This window comes from Leifsonia sp. TF02-11, assembly GCF_017565305.1.
GTDB lineage: Bacteria > Actinomycetota > Actinomycetes > Actinomycetales > Microbacteriaceae > Leifsonia.
This window is the reverse complement of sequence record NZ_JAGEKP010000003.1, coordinates 536,859-555,150: the sequence shown is the minus strand read 5'-3', so window position 1 is coordinate 555,150 and position 18,292 is coordinate 536,859. Positions and strand designations below refer to the sequence as shown.

At 70.6% G+C, this 18,292-nt stretch carries 16 protein-coding genes; 8 read left to right on the top strand and 8 right to left on the bottom strand.

Annotation, left to right across the window (positions count from 1 at the left end):
* Nucleotides 1-113: 113 nt before the first annotated feature.
* Both JNB50_RS04975 and JNB50_RS25720 read left to right on the top strand, forming a co-directional pair.
* Nucleotides 114-1,805, top strand: a complete 1,692-nt coding sequence (locus JNB50_RS04975; protein ID WP_208038970.1) for an alkaline phosphatase family protein — start codon at nucleotides 114-116, stop codon at nucleotides 1,803-1,805.
* Nucleotides 1,806-2,030: 225 nt separating this feature from the next.
* On the top strand, nucleotides 2,031-4,520 hold the full coding sequence (locus JNB50_RS25720) for a LuxR C-terminal-related transcriptional regulator (protein ID WP_208038969.1): 2,490 nt from the start codon (nucleotides 2,031-2,033) through the stop codon (nucleotides 4,518-4,520).
* 291 nt (nucleotides 4,521-4,811) lie between these two features.
* On the opposite strand, the gene JNB50_RS04965 is transcribed toward JNB50_RS25720, so the two are convergent.
* The 5 genes from JNB50_RS04965 to JNB50_RS04945 form a co-directional block, all read right to left on the bottom strand.
* On the bottom strand, nucleotides 4,812-5,225 hold the full coding sequence (locus JNB50_RS04965) for a heat shock protein transcriptional repressor HspR (protein ID WP_208038968.1): 414 nt from the start codon (nucleotides 5,223-5,225) through the stop codon (nucleotides 4,812-4,814).
* Nucleotides 5,226-5,227: 2 nt separating this feature from the next.
* Complete coding sequence (locus tag JNB50_RS04960; protein WP_208038967.1) at nucleotides 5,228-6,223, bottom strand: DnaJ C-terminal domain-containing protein; 996 nt, start codon at nucleotides 6,221-6,223, stop codon at nucleotides 5,228-5,230.
* A gap of 136 nt (nucleotides 6,224-6,359) precedes the next feature.
* A complete protein-coding gene (locus JNB50_RS04955) occupies nucleotides 6,360-7,004 on the bottom strand; it encodes a nucleotide exchange factor GrpE (RefSeq protein ID WP_208038966.1) in 645 nt (214 codons plus the stop codon).
* 2 nt (nucleotides 7,005-7,006) lie between these two features.
* Entirely contained in the window at nucleotides 7,007-8,878 is a 1,872-nt protein-coding gene (dnaK, locus tag JNB50_RS04950; protein ID WP_208038965.1) for a molecular chaperone DnaK, read from the bottom strand.
* A gap of 186 nt (nucleotides 8,879-9,064) precedes the next feature.
* Nucleotides 9,065-10,645, bottom strand: coding sequence for an MFS transporter (locus tag JNB50_RS04945; RefSeq protein ID WP_208038964.1), 1,581 nt, complete (start codon nucleotides 10,643-10,645; stop codon nucleotides 9,065-9,067).
* A gap of 84 nt (nucleotides 10,646-10,729) precedes the next feature.
* Between JNB50_RS04945 and JNB50_RS04940 the strand changes: the two genes are divergently transcribed.
* The gene (locus tag JNB50_RS04940; RefSeq protein WP_208038963.1) at nucleotides 10,730-11,455 is read left to right on the top strand and encodes a GTP pyrophosphokinase family protein; all 726 of its coding nucleotides are present in this window, start codon (nucleotides 10,730-10,732) and stop codon (nucleotides 11,453-11,455) included.
* 54 nt (nucleotides 11,456-11,509) lie between these two features.
* Nucleotides 11,510-12,115, top strand: a complete 606-nt coding sequence (locus JNB50_RS04935; protein WP_307794599.1) for a signal peptidase II — start codon at nucleotides 11,510-11,512, stop codon at nucleotides 12,113-12,115.
* Here the strand turns inward: JNB50_RS04935 and JNB50_RS04930 are convergent.
* Both JNB50_RS04930 and JNB50_RS04925 read right to left on the bottom strand, forming a co-directional pair.
* Nucleotides 12,090-12,866, bottom strand: coding sequence for an SDR family oxidoreductase (locus tag JNB50_RS04930; RefSeq protein WP_208038962.1), 777 nt, complete (start codon nucleotides 12,864-12,866; stop codon nucleotides 12,090-12,092). The genes JNB50_RS04935 and JNB50_RS04930 overlap by 26 nt on opposite strands.
* Nucleotides 12,863-13,015 (bottom strand): hypothetical protein, encoded by a 153-nt coding sequence (locus tag JNB50_RS04925; protein WP_208038961.1) that lies wholly within the window; start codon nucleotides 13,013-13,015, stop codon nucleotides 12,863-12,865. Before JNB50_RS04925 ends, JNB50_RS04930 begins: the two co-directional genes overlap by 4 nt.
* A gap of 76 nt (nucleotides 13,016-13,091) precedes the next feature.
* Here JNB50_RS04925 and sigJ point away from each other — a divergent pair, with 76 nt between their 5' ends.
* From sigJ to JNB50_RS04910, 3 genes are read left to right on the top strand one after another with little or no spacing between them, the layout of a single operon-like run.
* Nucleotides 13,092-13,991, top strand: coding sequence for an RNA polymerase sigma factor SigJ (gene sigJ, locus JNB50_RS04920; RefSeq protein ID WP_208038960.1), 900 nt, complete (start codon nucleotides 13,092-13,094; stop codon nucleotides 13,989-13,991).
* A gap of 34 nt (nucleotides 13,992-14,025) precedes the next feature.
* Nucleotides 14,026-14,658 carry a DUF2461 domain-containing protein gene (locus JNB50_RS04915; protein ID WP_208038959.1) on the top strand — a complete coding sequence of 211 codons (633 nt, stop codon included), beginning with the start codon at nucleotides 14,026-14,028 and terminating at the stop codon, nucleotides 14,656-14,658.
* 49 nt (nucleotides 14,659-14,707) lie between these two features.
* Entirely contained in the window at nucleotides 14,708-16,165 is a 1,458-nt protein-coding gene (locus JNB50_RS04910; protein WP_208038958.1) for an MFS transporter, read from the top strand.
* A gap of 15 nt (nucleotides 16,166-16,180) precedes the next feature.
* Here JNB50_RS04910 and JNB50_RS25435 read toward each other — a convergent pair whose 3' ends face one another.
* A complete protein-coding gene (locus tag JNB50_RS25435) occupies nucleotides 16,181-17,041 on the bottom strand; it encodes a MarR family winged helix-turn-helix transcriptional regulator (RefSeq protein ID WP_279553617.1) in 861 nt (286 codons plus the stop codon).
* Between the two features lie 54 nt (nucleotides 17,042-17,095).
* Here JNB50_RS25435 and JNB50_RS04900 point away from each other — a divergent pair, with 54 nt between their 5' ends.
* A complete protein-coding gene (locus JNB50_RS04900) occupies nucleotides 17,096-18,226 on the top strand; it encodes a hypothetical protein (RefSeq protein ID WP_208038957.1) in 1,131 nt (376 codons plus the stop codon).
* The last annotated feature ends 66 nt before the right edge of the window (nucleotides 18,227-18,292 follow it).

Genomic DNA, 18,292 nt, shown 5'->3' with positions numbered 1-18,292 from the left:
GGTGAAGCCTGTGCGAGCAGTCGCGCGAGCGCATGGTGGACGGACGGACGGCGGGCCAGGATCGACCCGGTTGAACGCCCCTACTCGGGGGGCGACCTCTGGAAAGGATCCTGATGCCCTCCATCAGATCGACCGCTCGACCGCGCATCCTCGCGGCGGGCGCGGCCGTCCTCGGCGGCGCCCTCATCGTCGGCGTGACCGCCGCACCCTCACTCGCCGACGATGGCCAAGGAGGCGACCACGACGGTCGCACCGCGGTGAAGCACGTCCTCCTGCTCTCGGTGGACGGCCTCCACCAGAAGGACCTCGACTGGTACGTCCGCACGCACCCGGCCTCGGCGATCGCGGCGCTGGCGCAGCACGGGACCGACTACACGCACGCGTCCACCCCGGTGCCATCCGACTCGTTCCCCGGCATGGTCGCCCAGGTGACCGGCGGCAACCCCGGCACGACCGGCGTGTACTACGACGACACGTACAACCACGCACTGCTCCCCGCAGGCACCACGAACTGCGTCGGCGTGAAGCCGGGCGCCGAGGTGGCGTTCACGGAGGCCGCTGACAAGAACCAGTCGAGCATCGACGCGGGGCAGGGCCTCTCCGGCCTCCCCGGCAGCATCCTCTCCCTGACGGGAACGCCCGGCACCCTGCTCGACCCGGCGCAGCTGCCGGTCGACCCCGCGACCTGCAAGCCCGTCTACCCGCACCAGTACCTCAAGGTGAACACGGTGTTCGAGGTCGTCAAGCAGGCAGGGCTGCACACCGCGTGGAGCGACAAGCACCCGGCATACGAGATCCTCGACGGGCCGTCGGGCGCGGGCGTCGACGACCTGTTCACCCCGGAGATCAACAGCAACGCCGCCGCTCCGTTCACCGGCGACTGGACGAAGGACAACCTCGCCACGCAGCAGTACGACGGCTACAAGGTGAAGGCCGTGCTCAACGAGATCGACGGCAAGGACCACTCGGGCACCACCGCCGAGCCGGTTCCCGCGATCTTCGGCATGAACTTCCAGACGGTGTCCACCGCCCAGAAGCTGCCGACCTCCGACGGTCTCACCGGAGGCTACCTGGCCGACGGCTCGACGCCCGGGCCGCTGCTGAGCAAGGCCCTCGACTACGTGAACGCCTCCGTCGGCGCGTTCACCTCCGAGCTGGCGAAGACGGGCCACACGCGAGACACGACCATCATCCTGTCGGCCAAGCACGGGCAGTCCCCGACGAACCCGGCGGCGCTGAAGCGCATCGACGACGGCCCGATCATCGCCGGGCTGAACGCCGCATGGAAAGCCGCGCACCCGGGCGCCGGCGACCTCGTCGCCTTCTCGACCGACGACGACATTATGCAGCTGTGGCTGAACGACCACTCGCAGGCCGCAGACGACTTCGCCAAGCAGTACCTGGCGACGCACACTGCAGCGGGCAACGACATCGCGAAGGCGCCGATCACCGTCCAGGCCTCCGGACTCACGACGATCTACGCCGGCTCCGGGGTCGCGAAGTACTTCGGCACCTCCGCCACCGACCCGCGGATCCCGGACGTGCTGGGCATCGCGCAGACCGGCGTCGTCTACACCGGCGGCACCTCGAAGATCGCGGAGCACGGCGGCGCGAGCGCCGACGACCGCAACGTGCCCATCCTCGTCTCCACACCCGGTTCGAAGCACGCCCAGCGGATCGGCGCGCCGGTCGAGACCACGCAGATCGCCCCGACGATCCTGAGGCAGCTCGGCCTCGACCCGCGCGCCCTCCAGGCCGTGCGCATCGAAGGCACGAAGGCGCTCCCCGCCTCGTCGGAGCGCTGAGCTCCGCGCCGCCGTCGGCTCCTGCGGGAGGCGACGGCGGCGCGCCTCTGCCCTGCGACCGCAGGCGGGCGCGAGGTGAAGACCGTGGCGAACTCTCCGTGCAGACGCCACGGTAGGGCGGTCGAACCACAGCCTTTTAGCATGTTGCACTCCAGGCGACTGGTATGACAGTCGCATCGAAGCGCGTCGGAGTCGGACGCGCGGACGAGGAGCGAGGGGCTGGACGTGTTCGCATTCGGAGCGGAACTGGAGCGCGCCGTCACGGCGGCACGAGCGCAGAGGACCGTCAGCATCGTCGGTGTTCACGGCAGCGGGCGATCGGAGCTTCTGCGGAACACCGTCCGCATCCTCGAGGAGACCGGCACACCCGTCGTCTCCGTGGAGGCCGACCGTGCGTCGACGCAGCCCGGCGCCGCCTTCCTGCGCTTCGCGCGCCAGCTCGGGGTGCGCCTGACGGCGGAGGGCGACCCGCTCGACCTCGTGGCTCCCGCCATTCGCGCATCGACTGTCATCGCCATCGACGACACCCATCTCGTCGACCAGCGCTCGCTGCGGCTGCTGGAGGCGCTCAGGAAGCGCACCGGCGCCGCATTCCTGCTCACCGAGCTCACGGGGATGGGCATGCACCACCCCGAACGGACCATCGCCCCGGCCTGGCCCCAGACTGTGATCACCATGCGCGGCATCGGCATCGGTTCGACCAGCGAATTGGTGACGGAGGAGCTCGGCGGCGAGACGGACCCCGCCGTGGTCTCGCGCATCTACGCCAAGACCGGTGGGCTGCCTCTGCTCAGCAAAGCCGTCGTGACGAGCGCGCGCGACCACGGCAGGATCGTGCAGCACAACGGGATGTGGCGCCAGGCGACGGCCTCGTTCTGGAACGACGACCTGACCCCGCTGATCGACGGCATCCTGACGGACTATGAGCCGGAGGTCTGCGCACTCGTCCGGTCGGTGGCCGAGCCCGGCGAAGTCGCCCTCGACATCGCGACGGAACGATTCGACCCCCGGCTGACCCAGCTCGCCTGCGACTACGGACTCGTCCGCCTCACCCAGACCGGTCTGGGCGGCGCGCTCCAGGTGTGGCCGCGCATGTTCAGCGACCGCTACCAGCGCAGCACGATCCCGCTCGCCACCATCTGGAAGCACGAGTCGGCCCTGGTGCCCACCGACCTGTCGCCCGAGGTGGAGGGCGCGTCGCTGGCGTCGCTCTCGCAGCTGTTCCGCGAGCACGAGCGCCGGGCGGTCACCACCACATTCGCCGCGTGGGAGATGTCGCCGAACCCGACGACCGCCGGTGCCTACATCGTCGAAGCGCTCGGGGTCGCCCAGGAGCGCGAGCGGGTCGTGCGCGTGTTCGCCGAGACGGCGGTCGAACTGGAAGACGCGTCGTCCACCTCGTTCGAGTTCGTGGTGCAGCAGGCGAACTGGCTGGCCTTCGAGGAGCAGCGGGAGACGGACTGCCGCGACCTGCTCGAGTCGTATGGCACGCTGCACCCCGAGTGGCGCGCGCCGGCGGCCGCGGCCGGCCGGGCGATGTCGCTCATGCTCGGCTCGGGCGTCGAGGTCCCGAGGACGGAGAGCGACGACGAGCCGACGGGGTTCGTCCGCCTGGAGCGGGCAACCCGCGCGCTCGTCGGCGGCGACACGGACGCGGCCAGGACGCTGGCGGAGGGGGCTCCCACCAAGCAGGTCTCCAAGGCGACGTCGACGACGGTCACCGCCATCGCCGACCTCGTCGACGGCCGGCTCGACGCCGCCCTCAGCGCCGCGGAACGCCTGATGAACCAGGGCGAGTACCACAAGCTCCGGGGCGCCTACATCCTGGGCTCGTACGTGGCAGCGCTCGCGAACTACGATCTCGGGCGCAGGGCCGCCTACCAGGGCGTGCTCAACTCGGTCCTGCTGGTGGGACGACCCCAGTATCTCTTCCAGTCGTTCTACGCCGCGCTCCTCCAGGTCCACGCGCTCGACCAGGGTCGCGGCGGCTCGTCCTCGCTGCGCGGCGCCCTCCTGCGCGAATCGGAGCGGCTGCAGTCGCGGCCGGGACCCCTCTTCGGGATGGGCGTCGACTTCGCGACGACGATCGCCGTGGAACGTCACGCGCCCCTCCTGTTCGATCAGCACCTCGCCGCCTCGGTCCGGCGACGTCGCGAGCTCGGCTACCTCGTCGGCGCCGCGCAGCAGGCGCTCTACGGCCTGCAGTACCACCTCGGAGCGAACACCGCGCAGGAGTTCCAGCGGGTCGTGCGCAAGCTCAAGACTCCCGGATTCGACCACGCGAGCTCCCTGATCGAGCTGCTGCAGACCGATACGGTCGACGGTCTCACCCGCTGGGCCGACGGCGTCCGCAAAGCCGCGTACAACGCATCGACGGTGCGGCTGGTGCTCTCGGCCGCGCGCTCGGAGACCGACGAGCACCGCCGGGAGGTCCTGGAACGGATCGGCAGCTCGCTGGGCGGCGACCGCGTGGTCGCGGAATGGCCGACCCACACCGGGCTCGACGGCGAGGAAGAGGCGCGCGGCCCGCTCCTGACGAACCGGGAGCAGGAGGTCGCCCTGCTGGCCGGGCGGCTGAGCAATGCCGATATCGCCGAGCGGCTCTCGCTGAGCCCGCGAACGGTCGAGAACCATCTCGCCCGCGCGATGCGCAAGGCAGGGGTCACCAACCGACACGAGCTGTTCGAGGTCACCGCACACTCGTCGGCGCACTGAACGCCGATCGCACAGCAGCCGCAGCCACCGCTGCGACTACTCAGCTCCGCTCACGGCGCTCCCGCATTCCGCAGCCGATCGGCGACGCGGCACCTGCGGACGCCACCAATTCGACCACCACCGGCCCCTAAGACCGCACGGCGAACGCAGACTTGAAACACCGTTCCGAGGGAACGGCCCCGTCCGACGACCAGCCACAAAGCCGCGAGGGGCCCGCAGTCCACGATCTCCATCGGGGGAGGATCATGGCAGCGGGCCCCTCGCTCTCCTGGGCTCACGCGCTCGCTACGGCTACCGCTCGAGCGGCCGCCACACGACGATCTGGTTGCTGCGGCGCACGCGCGTGCCCGCACGCATCGAGACGACTTCGCCCTCCGAGCCCGCCGCGAACACGCGACGACCCGGGCGGTTGAGCAGCTCGTCGGCGAGCGCCGTCTCGAGCTCGCGCACCCGGTCGCTCAGCGCGTTCACGTGGTCCTCGAGCTCGAGGATGCGGCGGATGCCCTCCAGGCTCACACCCTCCGAGCCGAGACGCGCGATCTCCTGGAGCTTCTGGACGTCGCGCATCGAATAGCGCCGCGACTTTCCGGGCGTGCGGCCGGGGCTCACGAGCCCCAGGCGGTCGTACTGGCGGAGGGTCTGCGGGTGCATCCCGGCCAGCTCGGCCGCGATCGAGATCACGAAGACCTGCGTGTTCTCGTCCATCGTCACCCTCGCGCCTTGGCCAGGAGGTCCTCTCGCGGGTTCTCGTCGGGGAGCTTCTCGGCGAACGCCTCGAGAGCCTCCTTGGCTTCGCTCGACAGGTGCGACGGCACCGCGATCTGCACGACGGCCAGGAGGTCGCCGGTGCCCTTGGCGGTCTGCACCCCGCGGCCCTTCACGCGCAGCACGCGGCCGCCCGGGGTGCCAGGGGCGACGCGCAGCTTGACGGGCTCGCCACCCAGCGTCGGCACCTCGATGGTCGCGCCGAGCGCGGCCTCCACGAAGGTGACGGGCACGGTGACACGGAGGTTCAGCCCGTCGCGCTCGAACACCGGGTGCTTGCGCACGGTCACGGTGAGGACGATGTCGCCTGGCTCGCCGCCGTCCGGGCTGGGCTGGCCCTTGCCGCGCAGCTTGATCTTCTGGCCGTCGGCCACTCCCGCGGGGATCTTGACCTTGAACGGCTTGCCGTCCCCGGCCTGGAGGCTGATGGTCTCGCCCTTGGTAGCAGTGACGAAGTCGATGGTGGTGTGCGCGGTCACGTCGTTGCCGCGAGTTGGGCCGCCGTAACCGCGGTAGCCTCCGCTCGCGCTGCCGAACCGGCCGTTGCCGAACAGGCCGCCGAAGACGTCGTCGAAACCGCCCTGGCCGCCGCCCTGCTGGAAGGTGTAGCGCTGACCGCCCTGAGCGCCGCTGAACATCCCGCCGAACACGTCGTCGAAACCGCCCTGGCCGCCGGAGCCCGGAGCGGTGAACCGGGCGCCGGAGCCCATGGCACGGACCTGGTCGTACTCCTTGCGCTGCTCCGGATCGCTCAGCACCGAGTGGGCCTCGCTGATCTCCTTGAACTTGGCCTCGGCTGCCGGGTCGCCCGGGTTCGAGTCGGGGTGGTACTTGCGGGCGAGCTTGCGGTAGGTCTTCTTGAGCTCCGCCTCGCTGACGTCCTTGGAGACGCCTAGGACCTTGTAGAAGTCCTTGTCGAACCAGTCCTGGCTTGCCACGGCGCCTCCTCTCCTGGCTGTGCTGTCGTGGTCCGTGCCGCCGTGGGCACTGCTGTCTGTGAAGTCTGCATGTTCTGCCGAGGCGGGAGCGGCGGGACACGCGTCCCGCCGCTCCCGGCGCTCATCGTCCGGCCGGTCAGGCCGGGGTGGCGACGACCACCTTCGCGACCCGCACCACGGTGGAGCCCAGCCGATAGCCGGTCTCCACCACTTCGGCGACGGTGTCGGCCGTCACGCCGCGGGTGGGCTGCTGGAAGATCGCCTCGTGGATCTGCGGGTCGAAAGGCTCGCCCTTCTCGCCGTACGGGGTGAGGCCGAGCCGCTCGACCGACGAGCGCAGCTTGGCCGCGATGGTCGCGAACGCGCTGCCCTCCGTCAGGTCGCCGTGCTTGTCCGCACGCTCCAGGTCGTCGAGCACCGGGATGAGGCCCTTGACGGCCTCGCCGACCGCGCGCTCGCGCTCGACCTCCCGGTTGGCCTCGGTGCGCTTGCGGTAGTTCGCGTACTCCGCGGTCACCCGCTGGAGGTCGGCAAGCCGCTCCGCCGCGAGCTGGTCGGCCGTGGTCTGGCCGGAGAGGATGTCGAGGTCGTCGTCGGACAGAACGCTCTCCTCCTCACCCGGACCCACGTCCACCAGCTCCTCGTGCGCGAGGTCGTGCTCTTCGCCCTGCGGCTCGCGAACCTTGCCGGTCTCGGGGTCGATCCTCCGCTTGTCGCGGATGATCGGCTCCTCCCGCTCCGGCTCCTCCGAGCCGTGCCCGTCGCGGTTCTCGTCGCTCATGGTTACTTCTTCTCCTCGTCCTCGACGACCTCGGCGTCGATGACGTCCTCATCGTCGGACGAGGAGGAACCCTCACCCTGAGCGCCCGCCTCGCCGGCGTCGCCGGCCGGGGCCTCTGCCGCCTGCGCGGCCGAGTAGATAGCCTGGCCGATCTTCTGCTGGCTCTCGTTCAGCTTGTCGTACGCGGTCTTCACGGCCTCGTCGTCGTCGCCGGCGAGCGCGGTCTTCAGCGCGTCGATGTCGCCCTGGACCTCGTTCTTGACGTCCTCGGGGAGCTTGTCCTCGTTGTCCTTGATCAGCTTCTCGTTCGAGTAGACGAGCTGCTCGGCCTGGTTGCGGGTCTCGGCGGACTCGCGGCGCTTCTTGTCCTCCGCGGCGTGCTCCTCGGCCTCGCGCACCATGCGCTCGATGTCGTCCTTCGGCAGGCTGGAGCCGCCGGTGATCGTCATCGACTGCTCCTTGCCGGTGCCCTTGTCCTTGGCGGACACGTGCACGATGCCGTTCGCGTCGATGTCGAAGGTGACCTCGATCTGCGGGATGCCTCGGGGGGCCGGGGCGATTCCGGTCAGCTCGAAGGTACCGAGCGGCTTGTTGTCGCGGGTGAACTCGCGCTCGCCCTGGAAGACCTGGATCGCGACGGACGGCTGGTTGTCGTCTGCCGTGGTGAAGGTCTCGCTTCGCTTGGTGGGGATGGCCGTGTTGCGCTCGATGAGCTTGGTCATGATCCCGCCCTTGGTCTCGATGCCGAGGGACAGCGGCGTGACGTCGATCAGGAGGACGTCCTTGCGCTCGCCCTTGAGGACACCGGCCTGCAGGGCGGCGCCGACGGCGACGACCTCGTCCGGGTTCACGCCCTTGTTGGGCTCCTTGCCTCCGGTCTCCTGCTTCACGAGCTCGCTCACGGCGGGCATGCGGGTGGAACCACCCACGAGCACGACGTGCGCGATGTCGCCGACCTTGATGCCGGCCTCGCGGATGACGTCCTGGAACGGCTTCTTGGTGCGGTCGAGGAGGTCGCTGGTCATCTGCTCGAACTGGGCGCGGGTGAGCGTCTCGTCGAGGTTGGCCGGGCCGTTCTCGGTGAGCGACAGGTAGGGCAGCTGGATGCTGGTGCTCATCGAGGAGCTCAGCTCCTTCTTGGCCTGCTCCGCCGCCTCCTTGAGGCGCTGCAGCGCGATCTTGTCCTTGGAGACGTCGACACCGGTCGAGTCCTTGAAGCGCTTGATCAGCCAGTCGACGACGCGCTGGTCCCAGTCGTCGCCGCCGAGACGGTTGTCACCTGCGGTGGCGCGCACCTGGATGGTCGAGAAGTCGTCGTCCTTGCCCACCTCGAGCAGGGAGACGTCGAAGGTGCCGCCACCGAGGTCGAAGACGAGGATGAGCTCGTCCTCCTTGCCCTTGTCGAGGCCGTAGGCGAGCGCCGCTGCGGTCGGCTCGTTGATGATGCGGAGCACGTTGAGGCCCGCGATCTCACCGGCCTCCTTGGTGGCCTGGCGCTCGGCGTCGTTGAAGTACGCCGGCACGGTGATGACGGCGTCGGTGACGGTGTCGCCGAGATACTGCTCGGCGTCGCGCTTCAGCTTCTGGAGGATGCGGGCCGAGATCTCCTGGGCGGTGTACTTCTTGCCGTCGATCTCGGTGGTCCAGTCGGTGCCCATGTGGCGCTTGACGGACGAGATGGTGCGGTCGACGTTGGTGACCGCCTGGCGCTTCGCGGTCTCACCCACGAGCACCTCGCCGTCCTTCGTGAACGCGACGACGGACGGGGTGGTGCGGAAGCCTTCCGCGTTGGCGATGACCGTCGGCTCGCCGCCCTCGAGCACCGAGACGACGGAGTTGGTGGTTCCGAGGTCGATTCCTACTGCACGTGACATGTGTGCTTTCTCTCCTTTGTTGCTGGCTTCGTTGGCCGTTTCAAGTCTGGGGTCAAGAGTTGAGCCTCGACGGCTCAAGCTTGTCACCCTCGCGGGGAGGCTGTCAAGCCGCAGATCTCAAAACTTGAGTACAGTTGACTCAACTTTGGGGCAGGCGTGGGTATTCCCCGATCGGGGCCGATCTGCTCAGCCGAGCACCGGGGCATCGCTGTCGGAGGGCGTGGGATCGGGCAGGCGGCGCATCCGGAGGGCGTTCCCCGCACCGAGGAGTGCGGAGAACAACGGCACGAGCAGGGCGACCTGCAGAGCGATCGGCCGGGCGTCCGTGTTGATGCGGACGACCTCGGCGCGGACCTCCGGCGTCTCGGTGGCGAGCTGCTTCTGCAGCTGGGTGTTCGACATCACCTGCGCGTCCTCTTCGAGCGCTGCGGCGACCTGCTGCTTGTCGGCGGCCGGGAGCACGGTGCTGGCGTTCGTCATCGAGGTGAACGTGAACGCGAGAGTCGCCAGCATGATGGCGCCGGCGAACGCGAGACCGAAGGAGAGCCCGAACGATCCCGCCGCCGAGTTGACGCCGGCGGCCTCGCTCACCCGCTCGTCGCTGATCGGCGACAGCGTGTAGTTGTTCAGTTGCGAGACCAGCAGGCCGAGCCCGGCTCCGGAGATGACCAACGGCACGGTGAGATACCAGCCGTTCGTCGCGATCGGCACGATCGGCAGCAGGATGACGATTCCGGCCGCGGCGAGCAGGAAGCCCCACAGGATGAGATTCGCAGGGCGACCCTTCGCCCTCCGGCCCGCCAGCAGGGCGATGACGAACATGCTCAGCGACAGCGGCGCGATCGACAGGCCGGCCTGCAGCGCGTTGTACTCCAGCACCATCTGCAGATAGATCGGGAGCACGATCATCGTCCCGCCCAGCGAGACCTGCTGCAGGAGCTGCCCACTCACGCCGGTGCGGAAGAGCCTCGACGAGAACAGCGCGGGGTCGAGGAGGGTCGGCTTGCCGCGCCTGCTGCGCGCCCGCAACCAGAACACCAGCCCGGTGAGCGCGACGACCCCGACGACGATGAGGAGCAGGACGTACTGACCGCCCTCCTGCCAGACCAGGATGCCGGTGACGATGCCGCCCATCCCGACCACCGAGAGCAGCGCGCCGAACAGATCGATCGCGCGGTCGCCCGTGTACGGGACGTCTTTGACCAGCCCGATGCCGGCCAGCACGACGGCGATGATCAGCGCCTCGAGGAGGAAGCCGACCCGCCACGACAGGAACGTCGTGATGAAGCCGCCGAGCAGCGGGCCGACCGCGGCGGCGATGGCGGCCGATGCGCCGACGAGGGCGTAGACGCGCTTCTGCTGGTCGCCCTCGAAATTGCCGTGGATGAGCGACTGCATCGCGGGCAGCAGCAGGGAGGCGCCGATCCCGCCGACGATCGCCCAGAAGATGATGATGGCCGAGAGGTTCTGGGCGAGCGTCATGGCGACGGCGCCGACGGCGTAGCCGAGCAGGCCGAGGACGTACGCGAGCTTGCGGCCGATCAGGTCGCCCGTCTTTCCGCCGATCAGGATGAACGCGGCCGAGACCAGCGCCTCCAGGGCGATCGCACCCTGTACGCCGCTCACGGTGGTGTGCAGGTCGTGGACGACCGCGGAGATCGACACGTTCATCAGCGACGTGTCGACGACGAGCACGAACATCGCCATCGCGAGCAGGATCGCGAGACGTGAGTTGAAGGGCGCGGTCGCGCCCTCTGCGCCGCTCATGCGCTCACGGTCGCACACGACCCAGCGGTTTGGCGACAGTGGATTCACACCGTCCGCACAACCCGTCTCGCTAGCGTCGAAGACATGGATCCGGACCCCGCCCCGCTTCTCTCCACCCGCGCGATCGAGGCGCTGCAGAGTATCGATCCCGCGACGCTCAGCGAGGTGCAGGCGTTCCGCGAGGACTTCGCGCGGTTCATCATGCCGTACAAGTTCGGCATCGACGAGATCTCCACCAAGGTGTCGATCCTCCGCGAGGAGTTCGCGGAGCTGCACGAGTACAACCCGATCGAGCACATCTCCAGCCGCCTCAAATCGGCCGAGAGCATCGAGCAGAAGGTGATCCGCAAGAACTGCGAGCCGTCGTTCGACGCGATCCGGGAGGCCATCACCGACATCGCCGGGGTGCGGATCGTCTGCTCCTTCGTCTCCGACGTGTACCGCGTCTTCGAGCTGTTGACGGCGCAGGAGGACGTGCGGGTGCTGCGCGTGAAGGACTACATCGCACACCCCAAGCCCAACGGCTACAAGAGCCTCCACGTCATCATCGAGGTGCCCGTGTTCCTCAGCGGGGGCCCGGTCGCCGTGCCGGTCGAGATCCAGCTGCGCACGGTCGCGATGGACTTCTGGGCGAGCCTCGAGCACAAGATCTACTACAAGTACGACGGGGAGGTCCCCGACGCGCTGCTGCGCGACCTCACCGCCGCCGCGAGCACCGCCGGCCAGCTCGACATCACCATGGAGGACATCCACCGCCAGGTGCGCGGGGACGGCGGCGGCGTGCACTACGCGTTGCCGATCTCGGTGTAGTCCGTTCGCACCCGCGCGGCACAGGCCGCTCCGCGCGCATGGAAAGATGGCGGGGTGAGCGACAGCGACGAACCCGTAGGCGAGCCGACGGCCGCGGAGGCCGAGCCCGGGCGGGACTCCGCCCTGGCATTCCGCGCCCGCCGTTCGCGCGCGCTCGTGATCATCCTCGCCATCGCCCTCGTGGTCGTCCTCGCCGACCAGCTCACCAAGCTCTGGGCGACCTCCACTCTGACCGAGGGCGCGTACCACTCGCTGATCGGCACGCTGCTGGGGCTGCAGTTGACCTACAACTCGGGTGCGGCGTTCTCGTTCCTGGTGAACGCGACGTGGGTGTTCACGATCATCGCGGCCCTGGCCGTGGTCGCGCTGCTCTGGTTCTCGCGCAGGGTCGGTGCTCGCTCGTGGGCCGTCGCCTTCGGCCTGCTCCTGGGCGGAGCGGTCACGCACCTCGGCGACCGGCTGTTCCGCGCGCCCTCGTTCGGCCAGGGGCACGTCGTCGACTTCATCGCCTACGCGAACTGGTTCATCGGGAACGTCGCCGACATCGCCATCTTCTTCGGCGCCCTCCTCGCGCTCGTGCTCGCGGTCGCCGGGGTGCCGCTGAGCGGCGGCCCCCGGCACTCGCACACACAGGTCACCCCTCCGACGGCGGCCGGCTGACCGTCGCGAGCCAGGCGTCGAAGGTGATCGTGCCGAGCTGCGCGCCGGGGCCGGGCAGGAGGGTGCCGTCGCGCAGGGCGCGGCCCCAGCGGCCGGGGAGCGGCACGGCGAGCACGCGGGCGGGGCGCCCGATCGCGGCCAGGTAGCGGCGCACGAGCGTCGGCATGTCCTCCACCCGCGGTCCGGCGAGATCGCGGCTCAGCCCGGAGGGCGCCGCGATCGCGAGCTCGGCGAGACGCGCACCGACCTCCGCCGCGGCGATGGGCTGCGATCGCATCGCGGGCACGACGTGGATGCCCCCGCCTCGCGCGGAGAGCTGCGCGGCGAACTCGTGGAACTGGGCGGCGCGCAGCAGCGTCCACCCGCCGCCGCTCGCCATCACGGCCCGCTCCTGCGCGGCCTTTCCCGCGTAGTAGGCCGCGGGCGCGGTTTCCGCGCCGATGATGGACAGCGCGACGTGGTGCGGAACCCCGGCGGCGCGCTCCGCCGTGAGCAGCGCCCGGGTGACCGTCTCGAAGAAGGCGGTCGACTTCTTCGCGCTCGTCGCCATGACGGACGTGACGTCGACGACCGCCGCGCAGCCCTCGAGCGTCCGCGCGAGCCGTTCGGCCTCCCGCTTGTCCCTCGCGGCGGCCAGCAGATCGACACCCGCCGCCCTGCTCAAGACGACCGGTTCGTGGCCGGCCGCCCGCACGGCCTCCACGGTCTTCACGCCGACCACGCCGGTCCCGCCGGCCACCGCGATCCTCATCGCGCCGCCTCCGCTCCGAGCGCCGTGCCCGGATCGGGACACCGGGACGGCAGCGCGACGACATGGCCCGGCAGGGCGCTGCGCACGAAGACGGCGGCGACGCTCTCGGCCGCGAGACCGAGCAGGGTGCGACGGAGTGGTGTGTTCATACCCTCAGGACGACGCAGCCGCGCGAAGTGTGAGGTCGGCTGCCAGGATGGGCAGGAGACCGGGCGAGGAGGGTGCATGGCCGACGGGCACGACGACGCGGCGATCGCCGAGCGCCCGCACCTGCTGGCGCTGGGCTTCCGGATGCTCGGCACCGTCTCCGACGCCGAGGACGCGGTGCAGGAGACCTACACCCGGTGGTTCGGGATGACGGAGGCGGAGCGCGCCGACGTCGTGTCGCCGCGCGGCTGGCTCACCCGCACCGCGAGCCGGGTCTGCCTCGACATGCTCGGATCGGCGCGCGCGCGACGCGAGCGCTACGTGGGCGAGTGGCTGCCGGAACCGGTGCCGGCCTACGCGTTCCCGCGGGCCTCCGCCCTGGCCGACACGGCCTGCGACCCGCTCGACCACGCCGCGCTCGACGACTCGATCAGCACCGCCCTGCTGCTCGTCCTCGAGACCATGACGCCGGCGGAGCGCGTGGTGTTCGTGCTCCACGACGTCTTCGGGATGCCGTTCCCCGAGGTGGCCGAGACCGTCGGGCGCAGTCCGGCGGCCTGCCGACAGCTCGCGTCCTCCGCGCGCCGCCGCGTCGAGGTCGAGCGCGGGCGGACGGCAACGCCCGCGGAGCACGACCGTGTCGTTCGCGCGTTCGCGGCGGCCGCCGCCGGCGGCGACCTCGGCGCGCTCGTGGCGGTCCTGGACCCCGGTGTCGTTCTGGTCTCCGACGGCGGAGGACGCGTCAGCGCCGCGCGCCGGCCGGTCGTCGGCGCCGACAACGTCGCACGGTTCCTGCTCGGGCTCGCGGCCAAGTACCCGGAATCGACGGCCGAGCTCGCACCGACCGGCGACGGGCTCGCCGTGCTCGTGCGGCTGGGCGACCGGCTCGACAGCGTCGCGTCGGTCGCGGTGGGCGACGGCGTGATCACCGGCATCCGGATGGTGCGGAACCCCGACAAGCTCACGCAGTGGTCGTGACGCCGGAACCCGCCGGGCGACGTACGATCAGGCCATGGCTTTCACCGGGTTCGACGAGGACGCCATCGCGTTCTACCGCGAGTTGACCCTGAACAACGAACGCGGGTTCTGGCTCGCGAACCGCGACCGCTACGAGGCCAGGGTCGCCGGCCCGATGCACGAGCTGGCGGACGAGCTCGAGCCGCGCTTCGGGCCGGCCCGGCTGTTCCGTCCCTACCGCGACGTGCGGTTCTCGCCGGACAAGTCGCCGTACAAGCTGCACGCCGCACTGACCTTCGAGCGCGGGGGCTACGTGCAGGTCTCGGCCGAGGGTGTCGCCGGCGGCGCGGGCGCGTACCAGCTCGACAAGGAGCAGCTCGACCGGTATCGGCGTGCCGTCGACGCGCCACGCACCGGCGTGGAGCTCGAGGCCGCACTCGCCGACCTGCGCGCAAAGGGGGTCGGCATCGAGATCCCGGAGGCGCTGAAGACCTCCCCGCGCGGCTTCGACGCCGCGCATCCGCGCGCCGAGCTGCTGCGCTACAAGGGCATCATCACCTGGGCGGACTGGGGCGTCCCCGACTGGTTCACCACACCGGATGCCGCCGAGCGGATCGCGGCGTTCCTCGACGACAGCGCGCCGCTGACAGCGTGGCTGCGCGCGAATGTGACCGGCACGCCGGAGTGACGCGTCGGGCGTTCACCGTGAGTTCCCCGCCACGCCCTACGCTGTCCCCATGACCAGCGACAGACCGGCCGACGCCGGATCGGGCGGCGACGGCGACGCCCTCGCGACGGCGGCGGGTCCGATCTTCGCCGACAGCGCGACCGACCGCCGCATCCCGCGCAGCTGGGTGGCGTCGTGGGCGCTGTGGGATGCCGGCGGTGCCGCATTCAACGCCGTCATCACGACGTTCGTCTTCACCGTCTACCTGACCAGCGAGTACTTCATCTCGCCCGCGCTCCTCGCCGCCCAGAACGCCGAGAAGGACACGTCAGGGCCGGCGCACCACGCCGTCGCAGGCGCCGTCGCAGAACTCTCCAGCGGCGTCGCGTGGGGCGTCGGGATCGCCGGCATCGTCGTGGCCGTGCTCGCGCCCGTGCTCGGCCGGCGCACCGACGGGTCGGGACGCCGCAAGCTCTGGCTGGGGATCAACACCGGCGTCGTCGTACTCGTCACCGCGCTGATGTTCTTCGTCGTCGGCGAGCCGTCGTTCTTCCTCTTCGGCGTCGCGCTCGTGGGCGTCGGGACGGTCTTCTACGAGATCGCGACCGTGAACTACAACGCCATGCTCGTGCAGGTCTCCACCCCCAAGACCGTGGGCCGCGTCAGTGGACTCGGCTGGGCCAGCGGGTACTTCGGCGGCATCCTGCTGCTGGTCGTCGTGCTGTTCCTGCTCGCCAAGCTGAACGGCGACGGCACCGGGGGTCTGCTGCGCGTGACGACGGAGCAGGGTCTCAACTATCGACTCGTGGCCGTCGTCGCGGCGGTCTGGATGCTCGCCCTGTCGGTCCCGGTGCTCGTGCGCGTCCCCGAGGCGCAGGCGAACCGGCGACTCCCGCGCGTGGGGTTCATCGCGTCCTACCGACTGTTGTTCCGCGACATCGCGGCGCTGTGGCGGGACAGCCGCAACACCGTCCTGTTCCTCATCGCGTCAGCGCTGTTCCGCGACGGCCTGGTCGGCGTGTTCACGTTCGGCGGGATCCTCGCCAAGGGGACGTTCGGCTTCTCGCAGGAGAGCGTGATCTACTTCGCGATCGCGGCGAACGTGGTCGCCGGCATCAGCACGATCCTGTCGGGACGGTTCGACGACCGGTTCGGCGCCAAGCCGGTGATCGTCACCGCGCTGGTCGGGCTCGTCATCGCCGGCCTCGCGGTGTTCTTCCTGCACGACTCCGGCGCCATCATCTTCTGGGTGTTCGGCCTCCTCCTGTGCCTGTTCGTCGGCCCCGCCCAGTCGGCGAGCCGCACCTTCCTCGCCCGGGTCACTCCGGCCGGGCGGGAAGGCGAGGTCTTCGGCCTCTACGCGACCTGCGGCCGCGCGGTGTCGTTCGTCGCCCCGCTGCTGTTCGCCGCGTTCGTCGCCGTCGGCGGAGCGCAGTACTGGGGCATCCTCGGGATCGTGCTGGTGCTGCTGGTCGGCCTGCTGCTCCTGCTTCCGGTGCAGGCGCCGCGGGAGACGCGGGCGAACTAGGTTCCTCGCGGGAGGTCAGCGCGGCCACGCGCGCACGAACCGGTCGAAGAGCTCGGCGAAGGTGCGCGCCTCCTCCGGCGTGAAGGAGGCCAGCGCGGCTTCGACGGCCGACCGGCGATGGTTCTGCACCTCTCCGAGCTGGGAACGGCCGGCGGCTGTGAGCTGGAGCAGCGCACGCCGGGCGTCAGAGGGGTCGGGGACGCGGCGCACGAGGCCGCGCTCGACACCCTCCTGCACGAGGCGGCTGGCGCGGGGCTGATCGACGCCGATGGCAGCCGCGAGCGAGCTCACGGAGAGCTGACGCTCCTCCGTCTCGGCGGCGGCCAAAGCCTCAAGCATGCGGAAGCGCGCGATGCGGCCGAGGGACCCGTCGCGCCCGCGACGGCCCGGTCCCGGGCGAGCCGAGTCGCCGAAGGGGCCGGGGAAGCCGCCCCACGGGCCGCGAGGTCCCCAGCCGTGGGGGGTTTCGTGGGCGTCGTCGCCGTGGGCGGGCCTGGCGTGAGTCGGCTCGCCGTGGGCGGGCTCGCCGTGGCCACCGTTGCCGTGTGCGGGCTCGCCGTGGGCACCATTGCCGTGGGTGCCCTCGCCGTGGGCACCATTGCCGTGGGTGCCCTCGCCGTGGGCGTTATCGCCGTGCGCGTGATCGCCGTAGGTGTGGTCGCCATGCGCGTGATCGCCATGGGTGTGGTCGCCGTGATGCCTGGGAGCGCCTCCCTGTGCCCAGGGGCCCTGTCCTCCCCACGGACCCTGGCCCGCCCACGGGCCTTGTGGCCTGCGCCGCGACTGGTCGCGGCGCACGGCGACCAGCGAGCGCTCGATCAGCGCCACGATGTCCGCTTGCGGCGAACCGCTCTGCTCTTGACGATCCTCACCCATGCATGTAACTATACATTTACTTGTAACAGTACATAGAAAAGAAGGGAGTCTCCGATGACGAACATCGACGACTCGAACACGACGCCGCCGGGCTATTGGTTCGGCGAGCTGAACGGTCGCCTCCGCGACCGCATGCGCGACGAACTCCACGATCTCGACCTCGGCCGCCGCGGGTGGCGCATCCTGCACACCCTCGCCGACGGCCCCGCCACGGCGGAGGAACTCGCCGCCGCCCTGCCCCGACACGGCCGCCGCGGCCACGCGGGCCGACCCGACCACGACGAACGGCGCGCGCCCGGCGGCGACCGCCACGGGGCGGAGCGCGGCACGAGCCACGGCGCCGCCTCCGACTCCGCGTCGGGGCGCCGTGAGTGGCGCGGACGTCCGGACTGGATGCGCCGCGAATGGGAGCGCCGCCAGGAGATGTACCGCGCCTGGATGGAGCACGACAGAGAGCACCCGCATTCCGACCCGCATGAGCACGAGCACGAGCACGAGCATCACCACGAGCACGAGCAGCATGACCACCACGGCCATGAGCACGGAGCCGAGCGCGGGCACGACGACCACCACGACCACCACGACCACGGCCCGCACTCCGGCGGGCACGGCTCGCAGCAGGCGTTCGAGCGCGGCTTCGAGCGCGGCTTCGTCCGCGGGTTCGACCGCGCGACGCCGTTCGGCCCCGGGCGCTTCGCACCCGGCGGATTCGGGCCCGGCGGATTCGGGCCCGGCGGATTCGGCCGGTTCGGGCACGGCCCGTTCGGCCCGGCGCGCGGATACGGCGACGGCCTCGCGTGGAGCCACGGCTACGGACGCCCGCCGTTCGCGCGCCGCGGCGGCTGCGGCGACCACGTCCGCGCCGGCGTCGACCGCGTGCTCTCCGACTTCGTCGAGCGCGGTTGGGTTTGGTTCGACGGCGACACGGCGACGCTGACCGACGAGGGACGCGCCGCCCACGATGCGGCCTTCGAGCGGATCAGCGCCCTCCGCGCCTCCGTCTCCGCCGGCATCGACCCGGCAGACCTGGCGACCACCCTGGCGACACTGGAGGCGATGGCACGCAACCTCGGCTGGACACCGCCCGCCGCGGAAGACACCGATGGCGAGACGGCCGATAGCGAGACGGCCGGTGGCGAAGCCTCCGACGCCGAGACCCGGAGCGACGACCCGGCCACCGACTGATCGCTCGGGGCGGCTCCGCACCGGCGCCGCCCCGGTTCCCCGGTCTCCCGCCCCGCCCGTGCGGCC

What these genes read in the sequence shown, in the direction of transcription:
- JNB50_RS04975 (WP_208038970.1), top strand. Translation starts at nt 114, where the DNA reads ATGCCCTCCATCAGATCGACCGCTCGACCGCGCATCCTCGCGGCGGGC.
- JNB50_RS04965 (WP_208038968.1), bottom strand. Translation starts at nt 5,225, where the DNA reads ATGGACGAGAACACGCAGGTCTTCGTGATCTCGATCGCGGCCGAGCTG.
- JNB50_RS04955 (WP_208038966.1), bottom strand. Translation starts at nt 7,004, where the DNA reads ATGAGCGACGAGAACCGCGACGGGCACGGCTCGGAGGAGCCGGAGCGG.
- dnaK (WP_208038965.1), bottom strand. Translation starts at nt 8,878, where the DNA reads ATGTCACGTGCAGTAGGAATCGACCTCGGAACCACCAACTCCGTCGTC.
- JNB50_RS04945 (WP_208038964.1), bottom strand. Translation starts at nt 10,645, where the DNA reads ATGAGCGGCGCAGAGGGCGCGACCGCGCCCTTCAACTCACGTCTCGCG.
- JNB50_RS04940 (WP_208038963.1), top strand. Translation starts at nt 10,730, where the DNA reads ATGGATCCGGACCCCGCCCCGCTTCTCTCCACCCGCGCGATCGAGGCG.
- JNB50_RS04930 (WP_208038962.1), bottom strand. Translation starts at nt 12,866, where the DNA reads ATGAGGATCGCGGTGGCCGGCGGGACCGGCGTGGTCGGCGTGAAGACC.
- JNB50_RS04925 (WP_208038961.1), bottom strand. Translation starts at nt 13,015, where the DNA reads ATGAACACACCACTCCGTCGCACCCTGCTCGGTCTCGCGGCCGAGAGC.
- sigJ (WP_208038960.1), top strand. Translation starts at nt 13,092, where the DNA reads ATGGCCGACGGGCACGACGACGCGGCGATCGCCGAGCGCCCGCACCTG.
- JNB50_RS04915 (WP_208038959.1), top strand. Translation starts at nt 14,026, where the DNA reads ATGGCTTTCACCGGGTTCGACGAGGACGCCATCGCGTTCTACCGCGAG.
- JNB50_RS04910 (WP_208038958.1), top strand. Translation starts at nt 14,708, where the DNA reads ATGACCAGCGACAGACCGGCCGACGCCGGATCGGGCGGCGACGGCGAC.
- JNB50_RS25435 (WP_279553617.1), bottom strand. Translation starts at nt 17,041, where the DNA reads ATGGGTGAGGATCGTCAAGAGCAGAGCGGTTCGCCGCAAGCGGACATC.
- JNB50_RS04900 (WP_208038957.1), top strand. Translation starts at nt 17,096, where the DNA reads ATGACGAACATCGACGACTCGAACACGACGCCGCCGGGCTATTGGTTC.